At 70.3% G+C, this 16,866-nt stretch carries 17 protein-coding genes; 11 read left to right on the forward strand and 6 right to left on the reverse strand.

The window, feature by feature from the left end:
• Nucleotides 1-215 precede the first annotated feature (215 nt).
• The 5 genes from hemF (at nucleotide 216) to GXW78_RS01980 (ending at nucleotide 4,320) form a co-directional block, all read left to right on the forward strand.
• Nucleotides 216-1,118 carry an oxygen-dependent coproporphyrinogen oxidase gene (hemF, locus tag GXW78_RS01960; protein ID WP_211865587.1) on the forward strand — a complete coding sequence of 301 codons (903 nt, stop codon included), beginning with the start codon at nucleotides 216-218 and terminating at the stop codon, nucleotides 1,116-1,118.
• Between the two features lie 83 nt (nucleotides 1,119-1,201).
• Nucleotides 1,202-1,570 carry a helix-turn-helix domain-containing protein gene (locus tag GXW78_RS01965; RefSeq protein WP_211865589.1) on the forward strand — a complete coding sequence of 123 codons (369 nt, stop codon included), beginning with the start codon at nucleotides 1,202-1,204 and terminating at the stop codon, nucleotides 1,568-1,570.
• Nucleotides 1,570-2,703 (forward strand): benzoate/H(+) symporter BenE family transporter, encoded by a 1,134-nt coding sequence (locus tag GXW78_RS01970; protein WP_211865591.1) that lies wholly within the window; start codon nucleotides 1,570-1,572, stop codon nucleotides 2,701-2,703. Before GXW78_RS01965 ends, GXW78_RS01970 begins: the two co-directional genes overlap by 1 nt.
• Entirely contained in the window at nucleotides 2,700-3,275 is a 576-nt protein-coding gene (locus tag GXW78_RS01975; RefSeq protein ID WP_211865592.1) for a DUF2585 domain-containing protein, read from the forward strand. Before GXW78_RS01970 ends, GXW78_RS01975 begins: the two co-directional genes overlap by 4 nt.
• Before the next feature lie 43 nt (nucleotides 3,276-3,318).
• The gene (locus GXW78_RS01980; RefSeq protein ID WP_211865593.1) at nucleotides 3,319-4,320 is read left to right on the forward strand and encodes an NAD(P)-dependent oxidoreductase; all 1,002 of its coding nucleotides are present in this window, start codon (nucleotides 3,319-3,321) and stop codon (nucleotides 4,318-4,320) included.
• 3 nt (nucleotides 4,321-4,323) lie between these two features.
• Here GXW78_RS01980 and GXW78_RS01985 read toward each other — a convergent pair whose 3' ends face one another.
• Entirely contained in the window at nucleotides 4,324-5,313 is a 990-nt protein-coding gene (locus tag GXW78_RS01985) for a Bug family tripartite tricarboxylate transporter substrate binding protein (RefSeq protein ID WP_211865594.1), read from the reverse strand.
• A gap of 221 nt (nucleotides 5,314-5,534) precedes the next feature.
• On the opposite strand from GXW78_RS01985, the gene GXW78_RS01990 reads away from it, so the two are divergent.
• Nucleotides 5,535-6,704 (forward strand): iron-containing alcohol dehydrogenase, encoded by a 1,170-nt coding sequence (locus tag GXW78_RS01990; protein WP_211865595.1) that lies wholly within the window; start codon nucleotides 5,535-5,537, stop codon nucleotides 6,702-6,704.
• 58 nt (nucleotides 6,705-6,762) lie between these two features.
• On the opposite strand, the gene GXW78_RS01995 is transcribed toward GXW78_RS01990, so the two are convergent.
• The 4 genes from GXW78_RS01995 to GXW78_RS02010 form a co-directional block, all read right to left on the reverse strand.
• The gene (locus GXW78_RS01995; RefSeq protein ID WP_211865596.1) at nucleotides 6,763-8,259 is read right to left on the reverse strand and encodes a tripartite tricarboxylate transporter permease; all 1,497 of its coding nucleotides are present in this window, start codon (nucleotides 8,257-8,259) and stop codon (nucleotides 6,763-6,765) included.
• Nucleotides 8,259-8,789, reverse strand: coding sequence for a tripartite tricarboxylate transporter TctB family protein (locus GXW78_RS02000; RefSeq protein ID WP_211865597.1), 531 nt, complete (start codon nucleotides 8,787-8,789; stop codon nucleotides 8,259-8,261). The genes GXW78_RS01995 and GXW78_RS02000 overlap by 1 nt, the downstream gene beginning before the upstream one ends.
• 37 nt (nucleotides 8,790-8,826) lie before the next feature.
• Nucleotides 8,827-9,852, reverse strand: coding sequence for a tripartite tricarboxylate transporter substrate binding protein (locus GXW78_RS02005; protein ID WP_211865598.1), 1,026 nt, complete (start codon nucleotides 9,850-9,852; stop codon nucleotides 8,827-8,829).
• A 108-nt stretch (nucleotides 9,853-9,960) separates the two neighbouring features.
• Complete coding sequence (locus tag GXW78_RS02010) at nucleotides 9,961-10,776, reverse strand: GNAT family N-acetyltransferase (protein WP_211865600.1); 816 nt, start codon at nucleotides 10,774-10,776, stop codon at nucleotides 9,961-9,963.
• A 76-nt stretch (nucleotides 10,777-10,852) separates the two neighbouring features.
• Between GXW78_RS02010 and GXW78_RS02015 the strand changes: the two genes are divergently transcribed.
• The 5 genes from GXW78_RS02015 (at nucleotide 10,853) to GXW78_RS02035 (ending at nucleotide 16,230) form a co-directional block, all read left to right on the forward strand.
• Nucleotides 10,853-11,869 (forward strand): Gfo/Idh/MocA family protein, encoded by a 1,017-nt coding sequence (locus GXW78_RS02015; RefSeq protein ID WP_211865602.1) that lies wholly within the window; start codon nucleotides 10,853-10,855, stop codon nucleotides 11,867-11,869.
• Nucleotides 11,869-12,690: a sugar phosphate isomerase/epimerase family protein gene (locus GXW78_RS02020; RefSeq protein WP_211865604.1), complete on the forward strand. Its 822-nt coding sequence runs from the start codon at nucleotides 11,869-11,871 to the stop codon at nucleotides 12,688-12,690. The genes GXW78_RS02015 and GXW78_RS02020 overlap by 1 nt, the downstream gene beginning before the upstream one ends.
• Entirely contained in the window at nucleotides 12,687-14,120 is a 1,434-nt protein-coding gene (locus GXW78_RS02025; protein WP_211865606.1) for an enolase-like domain-containing protein, read from the forward strand. Before GXW78_RS02020 ends, GXW78_RS02025 begins: the two co-directional genes overlap by 4 nt.
• A gap of 87 nt (nucleotides 14,121-14,207) precedes the next feature.
• The gene (locus GXW78_RS02030; RefSeq protein ID WP_211865607.1) at nucleotides 14,208-15,230 is read left to right on the forward strand and encodes an SMP-30/gluconolactonase/LRE family protein; all 1,023 of its coding nucleotides are present in this window, start codon (nucleotides 14,208-14,210) and stop codon (nucleotides 15,228-15,230) included.
• Nucleotides 15,231-15,288: 58 nt separating this feature from the next.
• Nucleotides 15,289-16,230: an SMP-30/gluconolactonase/LRE family protein gene (locus GXW78_RS02035; protein WP_211865608.1), complete on the forward strand. Its 942-nt coding sequence runs from the start codon at nucleotides 15,289-15,291 to the stop codon at nucleotides 16,228-16,230.
• A gap of 2 nt (nucleotides 16,231-16,232) precedes the next feature.
• On the opposite strand, the gene GXW78_RS02040 is transcribed toward GXW78_RS02035, so the two are convergent.
• Nucleotides 16,233-16,829, reverse strand: a complete 597-nt coding sequence (locus GXW78_RS02040; protein WP_211865609.1) for a UdgX family uracil-DNA binding protein — start codon at nucleotides 16,827-16,829, stop codon at nucleotides 16,233-16,235.
• Between the last annotated feature and the right edge of the window lie 37 nt (nucleotides 16,830-16,866).

Here is a 16,866-nt window from a genome sequence, read left to right on the forward strand (position 1 = left end):
CAGCCCGATCTGACCGCGACAACCGGCGGCCCGGGCAAGCCTCGGGCCGTGAGTGCACGCGCGAAGGCGCCCGAGCCGGCAGTCGCGCCTGCCGCGCCAGGGCTGGGGTACGCGCGCCGAGCCGGCCGCCGACGTGAGGGCATGCGGACACCCTGGTCTTGCGCAGTCGGCCCGTTGCGGGGCATCGGACGGCCGCCGCACAACAGGAGTGGAGCATGACCGAAGCCGACGCGCATCGCGCATCCCCGTCGGACCATCCCATGGCCGGTCCTGCCCGTGCCTGGTTCGAAGGCCTGCGCGACCGGCTCTGCGCCGAGTTCGAGGCGATCGAGCGCGAACTGGTCACGGGCCCCCACCGCGACCTGCCGGCAGGACGCTTCGAGCGCACGGCGTGGGACCGGCCGGAGGGCGGCGGCGGCGTGATGTCTGTGATGCGGGGGCGGGTCTTCGAGAAGGTCGGGGTCAACGTCTCCACTGTCTTCGGTGAGTTCTCGCCCGAGTTCCGCAACCAGATCCCCGGCGCCGAGCAGGATCCGCGCTTCCTGGCGACCGGCGTCTCCCTGGTTGCGCACATGCGCAACCCGCGTGTACCCGCCGCCCACATGAACACCCGTTTCATCGTCACCAACCGCGCCTGGTTCGGCGGCGGCGGCGACCTGACGCCGATGTTCCCCGACAGCGAGGAGGCCGCCGAGGATGCGCGTGGCTTTCACGCCGCCTTCAAGGCTGCCTGCGATCGCGCGGACCCGGGCTACTACCCGCGCTTCAAGCAGTGGTGTGACGAGTACTTCTTCCTGCCGCACCGCAACGAGCCGCGCGGCCTCGGGGGCATTTTCTATGATTGGCTGGGGGACCGCACGCCGGGCCATGGCGCCGAGGCCGACTTCGCCTTCACGAAGGATGTCGGCCTCGCGTTCCTGGATGCCTATCCGAAGATTGTCCGCCGCCGCATGCGGGAACCCTGGACCGCGGCGGAGCGCCAGCAGCAGCTCGTGCGCCGCGGCCGCTACGTGGAGTTCAACCTCATCCACGATCGCGGCACGCTGTTCGGCCTGCGCACCGGTGGCAATGTCGAGGCGATCCTGATGTCGCTGCCGCCCGAGGTGGCGTGGCCGTAGGCGATCCGGGTTTGCCGACGACCCAGCGCATCGTTGATAACGACGTTCATGACCGATGCCTCCCCGCCGCAGAACCAGCCGGCATGACGCCCTTCGGCGCGCGCCTTCGCGAGTTGCGGGCGCAGCGGCAGGTCACGCTGAAGGATCTGGCCGCGGCGCTGCAGGTCTCGCCGGCCTATCTCTCGGCGTTGGAGCATGGCCGGCGTGGCAAGCCCTCGGCGGGTCTGGTGCATCAGGTGAACGAGTATTTCGGACTGATCTGGGATGATGCCGAGGATCTCGCGCGCCTCGCGCGGCAATCGCACCCGCGCGTGGTGCTCGACACCGCCGGCCTCGACCCCGCGGTGACAGACCTCGCGAACCGGCTGGCGCGGGAGATCCGCCAGGTAACACCGGATGCCGCGGCGCGCCTCGCCGCGGTGCTGGACACGCTGCCGAAGGCGCGGCGCTGATGCAGGCGGTCTCGGCCGGCCTGCTCGCGGGGTTCGTGGGCTTCGCCTCCTCCTTCGCCGTGGTGCTGCAGGGGCTGGTGGCGGTGGGGGCGAACCCGGCCCAGGCCGCCTCGGGCCTCATGGCGCTGTCGGTCGCGATGGGGCTCGCCGGCATCGTGCTGTCGCTCAGGCTGCGCCTGCCGATCAGCGTCGCGTGGTCGACGCCGGGCGCGGCGCTGCTGGCGGCGACCGCCGTGCCCGGCGGCGGCTTTGCGGAGGCGGTCGGCGCCTTCCTCGTCTGCGGCGTGCTGCTGACCGTGGCGGGGCTATGGAAGCCGCTGGGGCGGGCGGTCGCGGCGATTCCGGCGCCGCTCGCCAATGCCATGCTGGCCGGCATTCTGTTCACGCTCTGCCTCGCCCCGGTGCGGGCGGTGGCGGAACAGCCGCTGGCCGGCCTCGGCATCGTGCTGGCCTGGGCGGTGGTGGCGCGGATCAACCGCGTGCTGGCCGTGCCGGCGGCGGTACTGGTCGCGGTCGGGGTAATCGCAAGTTCCGCGCCGCTGCCGATGACCGGCTGGATGCCACAGCCGGTTTTCGTAGTGCCGGATTTCTCGCTGGCCGCGCTGACCGGCATCGCGCTGCCGCTGTTCATCGTGACCATGGCATCGCAGAACATCCCCGGTCTCGCGGTGCTGTCGGCGAATGGCTACCGGCCGGAGGCCGGGCCGCTGTTCACCACCACCGGGCTGTTCAGCCTGGCTGGCGCGCCCTTCGGCGGCCATGCGGTCAACCTGGCGGCCATCACCGCCGCGCTGTGCGCGGGTGAAGGCGCGGGGCCGGACCCGGCGCGACGCTGGGTTGCCGCGGTGGTGGCCGGCGCGACCTACATCGTGTTCGGCCTGCTGGCCGGCGCGGTGACGGCCTTCGTCGCCTCGGCACCTCCGGTGCTGATCCAGGCGGTGGCGGGGCTTGCGCTGCTCGGGCCGTTCGGCGGGGCGATGCTGGGCGCCGTCCAGGCGCCGCAGGGGCGGGAGGCGGCGCTGGTCTGCTTCGTCGTCACGGCCTCCGGCGTCGCCTTCCTCGGCATCGGCGGGGCGTTCTGGGGGCTTCTGGCGGGGGGCATGATGATGATCCTGGCGCGGTGGCGCGAATGAACCGGCGCTGGTGGCCCTGGGCGGCGATCGCCGGCATCCTCGCGGCCGTCGCTGCGATCCAGTACGCGATGGGGCGCGTGCCCATCTGCACCTGCGGCTATGTCAGGCTGTGGCACGGCGATGTCTGGTCCTCGGGCAATTCGCAGCACCTGACCGACTGGTACACGCTGTCGCACCTGGCGCACGGGTTCATCTTCTATGCCCTGCTGCGCTGGCTTCGACCCGGCTGGTCCGTGGCGTGGCGCGCCGTGGCGGCGATGCTGATCGAAGGCGGCTGGGAGGTCGTGGAGAACACGCCGCTCATCATCGACCGCTACCGCGAGGTGACGGCCTCGCTCGACTATTATGGCGACAGCATCGTCAATTCCTTCGGCGACGGCGTGGCGATGCTGGTCGGGTTCTTCCTGGCGGCTCGGCTGCCGGTGGTGCTGTCGGTCGTCATCGTGATCGGCATGGAGGCGCTGGCCGGCTGGATGATCCGCGACAATCTCGCCCTCAACGTGGTGATGCTGGTCTGGCCGCTCGATGCCGTTCGCGAGTGGCAGATGCAGGGAGCGCCCTCGACCCGCTGACGGTGCGGCGCCATCATGCCAGCCAACGGGTGGGAGGAAGCCGATGCTGCGCGTGTTCCTGACGCATACGCCGGAGATGTTCGTCGGCTACTACGGGGATCGCGCGCTGGCCGCGCTGCGCGAGCATGCCGAAGTGGTGCGAAACCCCGTCAGCACGGTGCTGACCGGCGCCGCCCTTGCCGAGGCCGCGCGCGGCTGCCAGGCGATCGTCGCCGACCGCTCGACGCCCGGCACACCGGAAACCTTCGCCGCTGCCCCCGATCTCGTCGCCTTCCTCCGCGTCGCCGTCGACATCAGCACCATCGACGTACCGGCTGCGAGCACGGCGGGCGTGCTGGTGACGCGCGCGACGCCGGGCTTCGTCGACAGTGTCACGGAGGTCGGCCTGGGCTTCATGGTGGATCTCGCGCGCGACCTGTCCGGTTATTCCCGCGCCTATCGCGCGGGGGAGGAGCCGGTGGGCCGGATGGGTCTGCAGCTCTCGGCGGCGACCCTCGGCATCGTCGGCTATGGGCGGATCGGGCGGCGGCTGGCGGAAGTGGCGCTCGCGCTCGGCATGCGCGTGCTGGTGTCGGACCCGCACGCGACTGTGGAAGACCCGCGTATCACCCAGGTGAGTTTCGACGCCGTACTGGCGGAGGCGGACATCGTCGTCTGCCTTGCCATCTCCGTTCCCGAGACGCGCGACCTGTTCAACGCCGACGCCTTCGCGCGGATGAAGCGCGGCACGCGCTTCATCAACCTGTCCCGCGGCGAGCTGGTGGATGAGCATGCGCTGGAGGCCGCGCTCGACAGTGGGCAGCTCGCTGGCGCCGCGATGGATGTCGGGCGCGCGCCGGATCAGCGGCCCTCCGCCTTCCTGGCGCGACGGCCCGACGTGCTGGCGGCCCCGCACATCGCCGGCATGACGCCGGAGGCGATGGAGCATCAGGCGATGGACACCGTGCGGCAGGTCGCCGCCCTGGCGCGCGGTGAGATACCCGACAATGCGGTGAACGCCGCGGCCGCCCACCGGCTGTCGCGTATCGGCATCCCCGTCCCTTGAGGCTCAGTCGATCGTTAGCCCGGTCGCCCGCTGCAATTCCATCCAGCCGCGTATCTCGCGATCAAGAAGTTCCGCGAAGGCGGCGCGCGTGCCACCGACGAATTCCGCGCCCTCCGCGCGGAATCGGGCACGCATGGCCTCGTTGCGGATGGCCGCGTTCAGCGCGGCGTTGAGCCGGTCGAGCACGGCGTCGGGGGTCGCGGCCGGGGCGAAGAGGCCGCTCCAACTTCCAACGTTGAAGCCGGGCAGCATCTCGGCGACCGCGGGTATGTCGGGGAAGGCCGGTGATCGGGTTGCCGTGCTGACCGCAACCGCCCGCGCCGTGCCGGCCTGCAGGACCGGGGCGACCTCGATGGGCTGGGCGAAGATCGTCTGCACGCGGCCCGCCGCCAGATCGATCACCGCCGGCGCAGTGCCGCGATAGGGCACGTGGTTGACCTCGATCCCGGCACGATGGGCGAGCAGCGATGCCGCCATGCGCTGGCCACTGCCGCTGCCGCCATTGGCGAAGTCGAGCCGCCCGGGATTGGCCCGTGACCAGGCGATCAGCGCCGCCAGGTCGCCCGGGGGCGCCGTCGGCCCGGCGGTCAGCATATAGGGCACCTCCAGCACCTGGCCGACCGGCGCGAAGGCGGTGCGCGGGTCGCCGGGGGGCAGGCTTGGCTGCATTACCGGATTGATGGACAGCGACGTGGTGCCGATCAGCAGCGTATGCCCGTCCGGTGCCGAGCGCGCGACGAAGCCAGCACCGATTGAGCTCGTCCCGCCGGGACGGTTGTCCACCTGCACGGCGGCACCGAGATCGGCGGCCATCCCATCTGCGATCGCGCGCGCCGCGGCGTCGACGCCGCCGCCGGGGGGAAACGGCACGACGATGATGACCGGGCGGTCGGGGAAGGCCGCCAGTGCCGGCCTCGCCAATGGCACCGTCAGCGCGGCGAGCGGCAGCGCGACGAGATGACGTCGTCGAAGGAATGTCGCGGAAGGGATCATCGGCTGCATGCTCCTTGCGTCGCGTCCGGCGCGCATCCTGCGTCGCGCGGCAGAGGTCGGCGAGACGAATTCGAGGCGGAGCAAGATCCTTGCCGCGATGATGCGGGATGGCGAAGCGGCTTCCGGTCGCGGCCCGTTATCGGAGATGCGGCGCATCCCGTCTGGTCACGCCCGGTGGCGCCGATAAGGTCAGACGCGGAGCAGCAGCGGAGTCGTCTCTCATGTGGCGTGGCACCATCGCCCTTCCGGCGATCGAACGGGTCCAGAGCGGCATCCCCGCGGCGGAGGCGCTGCTGGCCGAGGCCGAGCGGCTCGATGCGCGGCGCGTGTTCCTGGTCGTCAGCCGCACCATGAATCGCGAGACGGGGCATGTCGCGGCGCTCCGCGACGCGCTGGGCGCACGCTTCGCCGGGCTGCATGAGGGCATCCCCCCGCATACGCCGATGGATGTGGTGGTCGCGGCGGCGGCGGCGGCACGCGCTGTCGATGCCGACCTTCTCGCCACCTTCGGCGGCGGTTCCGTCACGGATGCGGGCAAGGTGATGCAACTCTGCCTGCGTCACGGCATCACGGCCATGGAGCAGCTTGAGCCCTTCCGGATGGTGACCAACCCGGACGGCACGCGGCACTTGCCGGAGTATGACGGCCCGGTGGTGCGGCAGATCGCCATCCCGACGACGCTGTCCGGCGGCGAGTACAACTCCCAGGCCGGCTGCACCAACCCGCTAAAGAAAGTGAAGCAGAGCTTCCGCCACGCGCTGCATGTGCCGCGCGTCACCATCCTCGACCCTGCGCCGACGGTCGGCACGCCGATGTGGGTGTGGCTGGCGAGCGGCATCCGGGCGGTGGACCACGCGACGGAAGGGCTGTGCTCGCCGCTCAACAATCCTGTGAGCGATGCGAGCGCACTGCAGGCACTTCGCCTGCTGTCGCGCGCGTTGCCGCGGGTGAAGGCCGATCCGGGCGATCTTGCGGCGCGGCAGGAATGCCAGCTTGCCGTGTGGCTGTCCGTCGTCGGGCGCTGGGGTGGGGTGCAGATGGGGGCAAGCCACGCGATCGGCCATGTGCTCGGGGGTACCGCGGGCGTGCCGCACGGCTACACCTCCTGCATCATGTTGCCGCATGTGCTGCGCCACAACGCGGCGGCGAACGCGGATCGCCAAGCGCTGGTGGCGGAGGCGCTCGGCCGGCCGGGCGTGCCGGCGGCGGATGCGGTGGCCGAACTGGTCGCCTCACTCGGCCTACCCTCGCGGCTGTCGGAGGTGGGCGTGACGGCGGAGCAGTTTCCGCTGCTCGCCACCAACACGATGCGCGACCCGTGGCTGCACACGAATCCGGTCCGGATCACGCGGCCGGAGGAAGTGGTCGCGATCCTTGAGGCGGCGGCCTGATCAATCGGCGCGCCGCCCACATTGCGACGCCGGCGAAGCATGGCCTGTCCAGTGTTCCCTACGCGATGGCGCGCTTCCGCCGAAAGAGGGATCCCAGACCCGGAATCGACCATGCCGCCGCCACCAGCGTCAGCGCGCACAGCCCCACGCTGATCGGCCGCGTGAAGAAGGGCGAGATGTCGCCACCCGACAGCACCAGCCCACGCAACAGGTTCTTGTCGAGCAGTTCCCCCAGCACGATGCCGAGCACCAGCGGCGCCATCGGAAAACGCAGCTCGCGAAGGATGAAGCCTACAACCCCCGCGCCGAGCATCACCCAGATATCGAACAATCGCGACGTGATGGCGAAGGCGCCAACCGTGCACAGCACGAACACGACCGGCATCAATCGCGCCCGCGGGATCAGCAGGATCCACAGCAGCGGTCTCACCAACGCCAGCCCATAGAAGATTTTCACCATATCCGCGATGATCAGCATCGCCACGATCTGGTAGATGAATTCCGGCGTGGTGATCGCGAGCATCGGCCCGGGGTTCAGCCCATGGATCATCATCGCCGCCATGAGCACGGCGGCCGGCGCGGAACCGGGAACGGCCAGTGTCAGCACGGGGATGATCGCGCCCGGCACGCAGGCGCTCTCGCCGGTTTCGGCGGCCATCAGGCCCTCGATACTTCCCTTGCCGAACTTCTCGCGCTCGGCGCTGGCCCGCTTCGCCGCGGCGTAGGAAGTCCAGGCGGCGATGTCCTCACCCAGACCGGGCATCGCGCCGATGAAGGTGCCGAGCGCGCCCGAGCGCAGGATCGTCTTCCAATGCTGCGTCACGTCGCGGATGCGTGGGATGACGCTGTCGATCTTGGAGGACACGGCCATCACGGCCGGGCCGCGCATCGCTGACAGCACCTCCGCCACGCCAAACACGCCGACCAGCACCGGCAGCAGCCCGAGCCCACCGGCGAGATCGCCGTTCCCATAGGCGAAGCGGGCATAGGCGTGGTTCGTCTCCTGCCCGATGGTCGCGACGAACAGGCCGAGGAAGCCCGCGATGTAGCCCTTCAGCGGATCGCCGCCGGACAGCGACCCGGCGATGACGATGCCGAACAGCGCCACCCAGAACATCTCGTAGGAGCCGAATTGCAGGGCGAACTCGCCGAAGGACGGCGCGAAGAGCGCAAGGATCATCGTGCCGAACAGCGTGCCGAGCCACGAGCCGCTGGTGGAAATGCCCATCGCCCGGCCGGCGAGGCCCTGCCGCGCCAGCGGAAACCCGTCCAGCGTCGAGGCCGCCGAGGCCGGCGTGCCCGGAATGTTCAGCAGGATGGCGCTGCGCGATCCGCCATAGATCGCGCCGACATAGACGCAGACCAGCACGAGCATCGCCTTGTCCGGCCCCATGCCGAAGGTCAGCGTCGTCAGCAGCGCGACGCCCATCGTCGCGGTCAGGCCGGGCAGCGCACCGATGATGATGCCGATCAGCGTCGCCCACAGCGCGTGAAAGATGGCGCCGCCGCCGAGCACATGGGCGAAGCCGCCCGCCAGGTTGTTCAGAGCGTCCATCAGGGCAACCGCAGCAGGAAGAGCTTCTCGAAGACCAGCATCACGCCGATGCCCGTGCCGATGCCGATCAGCGCCGCCTCGATGACGCGTCGCAACCGGCCCTGCGGCCCGAGCTCCCATTCGAAAGCCGTTGTGAAGGCGAAGACGAACAGCGCCGAGGCAAGCCAGAACGGCACGCGGCCGACCATCCCGCCGGCATAGACCACGCCGAGCACCGCTGCGGTCGCGAGCTGCCGACGGTCGGCGGCGCTGCCCTGCGCGGCGCCGCGCACGGCCCAGCCGCCGCGCCGGATCGCCCGCATGCCAAGAACGATCGACAGCAGCGCGATCACGACGCCATAGAAGCCGGGCACGATGCCTGGTGCCGTCAGGCCGGTGCCGGATTGCTCCACGAAGCGGGGCATCTGCCAGGCCTGCGTCACGACGGCGATGCCGAAGACGCACAGCACCGCGGCGGTGACAAGATCGGCGCGCGGCGAGGCCGGTGCCTTCTCGCCCTCGAACGGGGAGGCTGCGTCGGGCTCGCTCATGCGCGCCCGTCGCGAGCAGGGACCGGCAGCAGCCGCATCAGAGACGCGCGATGCCGACGGTGTCCGGGCTCACCCGCGCCTTGCCGCCGTCGAAATAGAGCCAGGCGGTCTGGCGGACCATCTTCCACGCCTCGTCATAGGCCTGCTGCCCATAGAGCGGCGTGAACAGCGCGGCGCGGGAGGTCGCGTAATCCTTCAGCCGTTGGGAATTCGCGATGGTCGTGCGCCAGATCTCGGTCATTGTCGCCACCACATTCTCCGGCACCCCCTTCGCCGCCCAGATGCCGAAATAGTTGAGCGGCGCAGGCATGTTCGGCACCCAGCGGCGGACGGAGGGGATCTCGATCGCCGGGCTGCTGCCCTGCGCGGCCAGCGTCACCGGGTCGTCCGACTGCACGGCGAGCGGGATCAGGCGGCGAGCGCGGATCATCTCCGCAGCCTCGACCAGCAGCATGGCGCCGAGCTGCGTTTCGCCCGAAACGGTGGCGATCATCGCCGGGTTGCCGCCGTCATAGGTGGCGTGACGGTACTGGAGCCCAGGCGTCGCGGCGCGCAGCGCCTCCATCATGTTGTGGCCGGCGGAGGAGACACCCGCCGTGGCGACGCCGATGCTCTGCCCGCGGGTCTTCAGCGCCTCGAAGGCCTGGGCGAAGTCGCGGAAGCCCGATTGGGGGTTGGCGACCAGCACATTCACATTGGCCACCGCGAAGAATAGGTTCCAATCCGACAACTGCGTGTCGAGCAGGCCGAGCACCTTGTAGCAGCCCACATCGACGGCGGCGCCGGCCGCCCAGGTCATCCCGTCCTTCGGCGCTTCCAGCGCGTTGCGCGTGCCGATGGACCCCGAGGCGCCCGGCTGGTTCACCACGACGACGCGTTGGCCGAGCGGCGCTTCCAACTCGGCCGCGACCAGGCGGGCCATCTGGTCGGTCGACCCGCCGGCGGCCCAGGGAACGATGATCGTGACCGGGCGATCCGGCCGCCAGGCGCCCTGGGCGCGCAGCGTGGCGGGGGCGGCCAGTCCGGCGGCGGCAGCGACGAGCACATGCCTGCGCAACAGCATATCTTCGACCTTTCCCTGATGGCGCCGCGTTGCTCGCGGTGTCCGATGGAGTAACCTGCCAGTTACCAGAGATGGTGCGGTGGTCGATACGGTCGCGTCAAGCGGCGGTCAGCCGAATTCCGGACCTGCCACGGCAGCGAACAGCTTGGGGTCACCCGGCACGTCGGCACCGAGCGCCATACGCGTGAAGGGGCGCAGCGCGGCGGCTCCGTGCTGCGTCAGCCACCCGGCGAGGCCGCGTTGCGCATCCGGCAGATCGATCACGGCCGGGCCGGGCAGCGTGTTGCGCGCGGCGGCGATCAGCGCGCGTGCCGTGGCGTCGTCCGCCGCCACGATGGGGCCGATCTGCGGTCCTCGCGCCCCGTCGCGCGCCAGGGCGAAGCCGCTGCCGTCCTCAGCGATGAAGGCCGCCTGGGGTAGGCGCGCGGCGAAGTCGCGCAGAAGGGTTGGCCGCGGCGCACCAAAGGCAGCGGTGTCCAGCGCCAGTAGCGTCGGCCAGTCCGCATCGGCCAGCGGGCGAATGCCGGGCGCGGCGGGCAGGCGCTGCGGCACGGACCAGCGGGCGAAGCCCCACAGGTCGCGGAACCCCAGTTGTCGGTAAACCTCCCGACCCGCTGGCGTCGCGTCGAGCGCCGCGCAGCGTGTACCGCCCAACGCCTTGACCGCCCAGCGCATCAGCGCCGTCGCGTGGCCGCGCCGGCGCTGGTCCGGTCGTACCAGCACCATGGATATCCAGGCGAGGTCACCGCCATACCGGATGTAGGCCGCGGTGGCGGCAAGCGCCTCCTGCCCGTCGTCGATCGCCCGCACCGCGCCATCCCGCAAGAACAGCGACCAGTCGCGCGGCGTCTGGTTCCAGCCGATCAGGAAAGAGAGCGCGGCGGCACGCTGCACCGCCGCCTCGGTCATCGGATGCGCCTGCATCGTGGGATGCCACGATGCAGGCGCGCTCCCGTCAAGCCGCTTGACGGGCCTTCGCGTTGACGGCCCACTCGGCGGCATGGACAGACCCCGGCTGCTGCTGATCGGCTGCGGCGCCTTCGGACGCGTGCATCTCGCGGCGCTGCGGCGGATTGGCGCGGCGGTGATGGTCCACGACGCCGATATGTCCCTGGCAGCCGCGACGGGGTTGCCGGTTGCCGAGAGCATCGGGGCGGGGCTCGCATCCTGCGAGGCCGCGATCGTTGTCACGCCGGTGCCGACGCATGTGGCGGTGGCGACCGCCGTCCTCAATGCCGGACGCGACCTGTTCCTCGAGAAGCCGGCGACGGAGACGGCCGCGGAAGCCATGGCGCTGGCGGCGCTCGCCAGGCAGGCGGGCCGTATCGCGCAGGTCGGGCTGTATTTCCGCTTCCACCCGAAGGCGATCGCGCTTCGCCGCATGGTGGCGGATGGTACGTTTGGCGCGGTCCACTACCTCGCCGCCCGCTTCTCCGGCCTGAAGCGGGCGCGTGGCGATTCCGGCGCGCTGCTGAACGATGCCGTGCACTTCGCCGACCTGTTGCCCTGGATCGCCGGCGAGGCCCCCACGCGTGTCTTCGCGACCATGGCCGACCCTCTTTGTCGGGGGCGGGAGGACGTTGCGGTCATCCAGATGATGTTCCCCTCTGGCGCGACGGCTCTGATCGAGGCCGGCTGCGTGCTCCCCGGCCGCTGGCCCGATGCGGTGGTGGCCGGTGCGGAGACGCGCAAGGAAGTCGTCATCGCCGGGCGGAACGCGCTGGCCGAGGTGGATTTCGCTGCCGAGACCTTCGCGTTGCGCCGCGGCAGCCACGCGCCCGCCGCGCATGGCGCCTGGCTGCCGCAGCACGGCGCGCGCGAGGAGTTGCCGATTCCGGCCGCCGACCCTGTGGAGGTCGTCGCGGCTGAACTCGCCGCCTTCATCGATACGATACGAACGCGCCGTGAACCGGACGCGGACCTGCGTGCCGGCGCCGTCGCCCCGGCGCGCATCCTGGACGCTGCGCGGCGCTCCGCGCAGGAAGCGCGTGTCGTCGCGCTGGAGGAAATCGCCTGATGCGCATCAGTCTGTGCAACGAGGTCGTGCGGGACCTGCCCTTCGCGGCGCAATGCACGCTGGCGGCCGAACTCGGCTACGACGGTCTGGAAGTCGCGCCGTTCACCTTGGATGCCGAGGCGCCGCATCTGCTGCCGACCTCTCGCCGCGTCGAGCTGCGCCGCGCCGCGGCCGATGCCGGCACGGCCATCACGTCCCTGCATTGGCTGCTGCTTGCGCCGACCGGCCTGTCGATCACGAGCGCGGATCCCGCGCTGCGCACGCGCACGCTGGACGTGATGGAACGCCTGGTTGGGCTCGCGGCCGATCTCGGAGCGACGATCCTGGTGCATGGCTCGCCGGGCCAGCGGCGCGTCGAGGCTGACGGCGACGCCGCCCGCGCCGAGGACGCGATGGCGAGGGCCGGCGAGTTGGCTGCGCAGCATGGCGTGACCTACTGCGTCGAACCGCTCGATCCCGGTCAGACCAACTGGTGCACCTCCGTCGCCGAGGGTGCAGCGATCGTGGAACGCATCGGCAATCCCGCGCTGCGGACCATGCTCGACACCTGCTCGGCCGGGAATGGCGAAACGGAAAGCGTCGTCGCGCTGCTCGAGCGCTTCGTTCCGACCGGTGCCATCGCCCATGTGCATTTCAACGACCGCAACAAGCGCGGGCCGGGGCAGGGGACCGATCGCTTCGGGCCGGTGTTCGCCGCGCTGAAGCGCAGCGGCTACGCCGGCTTCGCCGCGGTCGAACCCTTCGACTACGTCCCTGATGGGCCGACCAGCGCCGCGCGCGCCATCGGCTACCTTCGCGCGCTCGAGGAGACCCTCGCATGACGGCACCCCGCTTCCGCCTGCTCGAGGTCGAGCGCTTCGAATGGCCGTTCAAGCTGCGCATGCCGTTCCGCTTCGGCGTCATCACCGTCACGCACGGCCGTCAAGCCGTGCTGCGCGCGCGCATCGCGCTGGAGGACGGCAGCGAGCATTGGGGCGTGGCCGCCGAAACGCTGGCGGCCAAGTGGTTCGACAAGGACCCGCGCTGGTCGGACGCGCAGAACGAGCATCAGCTCCGCCGCGCGCTGGAGATCGCGAGCGAGGCGACCCTCGCCGCCGGCGCCAACACCGCCTTCGGCCACTACGCCGATGCCTATGCCGCGCATGTCGCCGCCTGCGGTGCGGAAGGGCTGAACCCGCTGGTCGCCGCCTATGGCCGTGCGCTGGTCGACCGCGCCATGCTCGATGCGCTGTTGAAGGCGAAGGGGCTGTCCTTCGCCGCCGGTTTGCACGCCAACATCGGCGGCATGGCGCCGCATGCGGCGATCCCGGATCTCGTCGGCGTGGATTTCGGCGCGATGCTCGCCTCGCTGACCCCGGCGCGGCGGATGCACGCTCGGCACACGGTCGGCTTGGTCGATCCGATCACCGCCGCCGACCAGGCCGAGCGCGTCGACGACGGCCTGCCCGAGACGGTGGAGGAGGTCGTCGCCACCTACCGGCACACATGGTGGAAGCTGAAGGTCGGCGGGAATGTCGCGGCGGATGTGGATCGGTTGTGCCGCATTGCCTCGGTGCTCGACCGGCTGCATGGCTATCACGTCTCGCTCGACGGCAATGAGCAGTACGAGGATGCCGACGGTGTTCTTGCCCTATGGCGTGCCATGCAGGCGGAACCGCGGCTGGCGCGGCTCAACGCGTCCATCGCCTTCATCGAGCAGCCGGTGAAGCGTGCCAAGGCGCTGGACGGCGCGATGGGCGCGCTCGCCGCTGAACGACCAGTGATCGTGGATGAGAGCGACGGCCCGCTCGACGCCTTCGTGCAGGCGAAGGCGCTCGGGTATACGGGCATCTCCTCCAAGGCCTGCAAGGGCGTGTGGCGGTCGCTCATCAACCTGGCGCGCTGCCGTGCCTGGAACGCGGCGGCGCCCGAGCCGCGCTATTTCATGAGTGCCGAGGACCTGACGACGCTCGCGGGCGTCTGCGTGCAGCAGGACCTTGCCCTGGTCAGCGCCATGGGCCTGACCCATGTCGAGCGCAACGGCCACCATTTCGTCGACGGCTTCGCCGGCCGACCGAAGGCCGAGGGCATCCGCTTCATGGAGGCTTGTCCGGACCTTTACGCCGACACCCCGCGCGGTCCGCGCCTGGCGATCCGCGAAGGCGTGCTGGAGCTGGGCGGCGTCGCCGATGCCATCGGCCTTGGCGCCGCGATCGAACCCGATACCGCCTCGATGGACCGCATGCCGAAGGCCGCCTGGCCGCCGGGCTGAGCAACACGGCGATTCCACCGGCGCACCATCTGCCCTAGCCTGTCCGCGGCCCCGCCAGAGGGCCGAGCCAGGAAGGAAATGCCCATCATGCACATGCAACGCCGCGCCCTGCTGGGCGCCGCCGGCGGCGCTGTTGCGCTCGCCGCATCGCCTGCCTTCGCTCAGTGGCGGCCCAGCGAGCGCTATCCCGATCCGGCCGTGCTGGTGCTCGACCCGTCCTTCAACCGCTATCGCCTGGTGCTCGCCAGCGTGGAGCGGCTCTACACCGGCGCGCGTTGGTCGGAGGGCCCAGCGTGGTTCGGCGATCAGCGTTGCCTCATCTGGTCGGACATCCCCAACAATCGGATGCTGCGCTGGCACGAGACGACCGGCCGCACCGACGTCTTCCGTGGGCCGGCGAACAACAGCAACGGCAACACCCGGGACCGCCAGGGCAGGCTCGTCACCTGCGAGCACCTGACGCGCCGCGTCACCCGCACCGAGCCGGACGGCGCGATCACCGTCCTTGCGGACCGCTTCGACAACAAGCCGCTCAACAGCCCGAACGATGTTGTCGTGAAGCGCGACGGGTCGATCTGGTTCACCGACCCGCCCTTCGGCGTCCTCGGCTTCTACGAAGGGGAGATGGCGCAGCCCGAGCTGCCCACCAACATCTACCGCATCGATGGCCAGACCGGCGCCATCCAGGTGATGTCCGGCGATGTCGGTCGGCCGAACGGCCTCGCCTTCAGCCCGGACGAACGCATCCTCTACGTCGTCGAGGCTGCCGCCACGCCGCGCGTGATCCGTGCCTTCGACGTGTCCGGCGATGGTGCGCAGACGCGGCTGGCGAACAACCGCGTCTTCTACCAATGCCGGGACGGCGAGACGCCGGATGGCTTCCGCGTCGATGTGGACGGCAATCTGTGGTGTGGCTGGGGCATGGGGACGGAGGAACTCGACGGCGTGCGCGTCATCAACGCCGCCGGCGCCTCGATCGGTCACATCCGGCTGCCGGAGCGCTGCGCCAACCTTGCCTTCGGCGGCCGGCACCGCAACCGCCTGTTCATGACGGCGTCGCATTCGCTTTACAGCCTTTACGTCAATACCCAGGGCGTCGCCGGCGGTTGAGCGTGCGGCTGCGGCGGGCCATGCTTGGCCCGCCGCAAGCCACAGGGGGAAACCAATCATGACCGATGCGTCGCGCTGGCAGCCGAGCGAGCGTTACCCGGACCCGTCCATCGTCGCGCTGGACCCGTCCTTCAAGCGCTATCACCTGGTGCTGTCGGCGGTCGAATGCCTGTATCGCGGCACCCGCTGGGGGGAGGGGCCGGTCTGGCTCGGCGATGCGCGCTGCCTGCTGTGGTCCGACATCCCGAACAACCGCGTGCTGAAATGGGATGAGGAAACCGGCGCCGTCTCCGCCTGGCGCAAGCCATCCAACAACGCCAACGGCCACACCCGCGATCGCCAGGGCCGCATCATCGCCTGCGAGCATCTCGGCCGCCGCGTCGTGCGCTTCGAGTATGACGGCTCGATCACCGTCATCGCCGACAGCTTCCAGGGCAAGCGGCTGAACAGCCCCAACGACGTGGTGGTGAAGTCCGACGGGTCGATCTGGTTCACCGACCCGCCCTTCGGCATCTATGCCTTCTACGAGGGTGAGCGCCACGACCCGGAACTGCCGCACACCAACGTCTATCGCGTGGACGGCCAGACCGGGGAAATCACTCTGGTCGCGGACGATATCGACCATCCGAACGGCCTCGCCTTCAGCCCGGATGAAAGCATCCTCTACATCGTCGAGAGCCGCGCGGAGCCACGCCGCATCCTCGCCTATGACGTCGCCGGCGCCACGCTGCGCAACGGCCGCACCTTCATCACCTGCAAGCCGGGCGAGACGCCCGACGGCTTCCGCGTCGATGTGGACGGCAATCTGTGGTGCGGCTGGGGCATGACCGCCGAATTCGACGGCGTGCGCGTGTTCAATAACGCCGGAACGCCGATCGGGCACATCCACCTGCCGGAACGCTGCGCCAATGTTGCCTTCGGTGGCCGGCATCGCAACCGGCTGTTCATGGCGGCGGCACAGTCGCTCTACGCCTGCTACGTCAACACGCAAGGCTGCTGACCTCAGCGCGCGGCCCGTTCGAGGTCGCGCACGAAGCGGGCGAACTCCGCCTCGCGCGTTGCGGGCTCGCCGCGCAGCCGCAGCAGGTAGGATGGGTGGATGGTCACGCGGACCGGCCGGCCGTCCACCTGTTGCTCTCCCCCGCGGAGCGAGGCGATGGATGCGCGGCTCCGAAGGATCGCCTGCGCGGCCGTCGCGCCGAGCGCCAGCACGCGGTGCGGGTTCACCAGCGCAATCTCCCGAACCAAGAACGGCCGGTAATGTGCAATGTCGCCCGCATCCGGGCGTTGATGCAGGCGCCTGCGGCCGGTTTGGACGAATTTGAAGTGCTTCACCGCGTTGGTGACATAGAGCGCGCCGCGCTCGATCCCCGCTTCCGCGAGCGCCCGGTCCAGCAGCCGCCCAGCCGGGCCGACGAAGGGGCGGCCGGCGCGGTCTTCCTCATCGCCGGGCTGCTCGCCGACCAGCATGAGCAACGGATCGAGCGGCCCTTCGCCCGGCACCGCCTGTGTCGCCGCCGCGGCGAGCGGTGAGGCGCAGTCCTCTCGGATCTCCTGCTGCAACGCGGCGAGCGCGGCGGCGCGTTCGGCTGGCGTCATGCTCGACCTCCACCGCGTGAAACGCAGCGGGGGGGCG

Source organism: Neoroseomonas terrae, from assembly GCF_018129025.1.
Lineage (GTDB): Bacteria > Pseudomonadota > Alphaproteobacteria > Acetobacterales > Acetobacteraceae > Neoroseomonas > Neoroseomonas terrae.

Bases quoted from the DNA above. Each gene is read 5' to 3' on its own strand.
- hemF (WP_211865587.1), top strand. From the start codon at position 216: ATGACCGAAGCCGACGCGCATCGCGCATCCCCGTCGGACCATCCCATG.
- GXW78_RS01965 (WP_211865589.1), top strand. From the start codon at position 1,202: ATGACGCCCTTCGGCGCGCGCCTTCGCGAGTTGCGGGCGCAGCGGCAG.
- GXW78_RS01970 (WP_211865591.1), top strand. From the start codon at position 1,570: ATGCAGGCGGTCTCGGCCGGCCTGCTCGCGGGGTTCGTGGGCTTCGCC.
- GXW78_RS01975 (WP_211865592.1), top strand. From the start codon at position 2,700: ATGAACCGGCGCTGGTGGCCCTGGGCGGCGATCGCCGGCATCCTCGCG.
- GXW78_RS01980 (WP_211865593.1), top strand. From the start codon at position 3,319: ATGCTGCGCGTGTTCCTGACGCATACGCCGGAGATGTTCGTCGGCTAC.
- GXW78_RS01985 (WP_211865594.1), bottom strand. From the start codon at position 5,313: ATGATCCCTTCCGCGACATTCCTTCGACGACGTCATCTCGTCGCGCTG.
- GXW78_RS01990 (WP_211865595.1), top strand. From the start codon at position 5,535: ATGTGGCGTGGCACCATCGCCCTTCCGGCGATCGAACGGGTCCAGAGC.
- GXW78_RS01995 (WP_211865596.1), bottom strand. From the start codon at position 8,259: ATGGACGCTCTGAACAACCTGGCGGGCGGCTTCGCCCATGTGCTCGGC.
- GXW78_RS02000 (WP_211865597.1), bottom strand. From the start codon at position 8,789: ATGAGCGAGCCCGACGCAGCCTCCCCGTTCGAGGGCGAGAAGGCACCG.
- GXW78_RS02005 (WP_211865598.1), bottom strand. From the start codon at position 9,852: ATGCTGTTGCGCAGGCATGTGCTCGTCGCTGCCGCCGCCGGACTGGCC.
- GXW78_RS02010 (WP_211865600.1), bottom strand. From the start codon at position 10,776: ATGCAGGCGCATCCGATGACCGAGGCGGCGGTGCAGCGTGCCGCCGCG.
- GXW78_RS02015 (WP_211865602.1), top strand. From the start codon at position 10,853: ATGGACAGACCCCGGCTGCTGCTGATCGGCTGCGGCGCCTTCGGACGC.
- GXW78_RS02020 (WP_211865604.1), top strand. From the start codon at position 11,869: ATGCGCATCAGTCTGTGCAACGAGGTCGTGCGGGACCTGCCCTTCGCG.
- GXW78_RS02025 (WP_211865606.1), top strand. From the start codon at position 12,687: ATGACGGCACCCCGCTTCCGCCTGCTCGAGGTCGAGCGCTTCGAATGG.
- GXW78_RS02030 (WP_211865607.1), top strand. From the start codon at position 14,208: ATGCACATGCAACGCCGCGCCCTGCTGGGCGCCGCCGGCGGCGCTGTT.
- GXW78_RS02035 (WP_211865608.1), top strand. From the start codon at position 15,289: ATGACCGATGCGTCGCGCTGGCAGCCGAGCGAGCGTTACCCGGACCCG.
- GXW78_RS02040 (WP_211865609.1), bottom strand. From the start codon at position 16,829: ATGACGCCAGCCGAACGCGCCGCCGCGCTCGCCGCGTTGCAGCAGGAG.